1 protein-coding gene is annotated in these 678 nt (G+C 49.4%); it reads left to right on the forward strand.

From position 1 onward, the window contains the following. Positions 1-678, forward strand: a 678-nt coding sequence (locus tag ACWHAR_RS27785; RefSeq protein WP_452088530.1) for a DUF58 domain-containing protein, incomplete at both ends; no start/stop codon positions are given.

Raw genomic sequence — 678 nt, forward strand, 5'->3', positions numbered from 1 at the left:
GCTGTTTTTTCTTATGCGATGTTTCAGGGCGGCTTTGTCAGCTGGTTTTTGTTTTACGCGTTTCTCCCTTTTGTCTTGTATGCCGGGCTGCTGGCCTTGTATCCGCTCCGTTCTTTTCAGGCTTCACGGCAAATGGATAAAACACAATCGCATGCCGGGGACAGGCTGGGCGTAACGGTTACGCTGAGAAGGAAGCTGCCGTTTCCCCTGATGTATATGGTAATTGAAGATTGCCTGCCAGAAGGAATTGAGTCCTTCAACCGAGACAAAACCGCGGCCAAACGGCTCGTTTTTCCTTGGTTTAAACGGAGCATGACGATGTCCTATGAATTAGCTCGGGTACCGCGCGGAGAGCATCACTTTCATTCTGTCAGGGTGCGAACCGGGGATGTTCTTGGCTTGATTGAAAAAACAGCATTTTTTGAGCTGGATGACACCCTGTTTGTTTATCCATTCTTTCAGCGTTTTTCCTATCAGGTGAATGAGAGGCATCAGGAAGACGGTGTAAGCGGTTCTTCTCCTATTCATCAGCACCATTCCTCAGTCGCAGCAAGTGTGCGGAATTATCAGCCGGGAGACCGGTTTGCTGCGTTAGATTGGAAGACCTCTGCACGGCGGAGCCAGCTGATGACGAAGGAATTTGAGCCTTCTCGCAGCAAAAATCTGTTTCTGCTGATG

The organism is Bacillus sp. LR--39, from assembly GCF_053613335.1.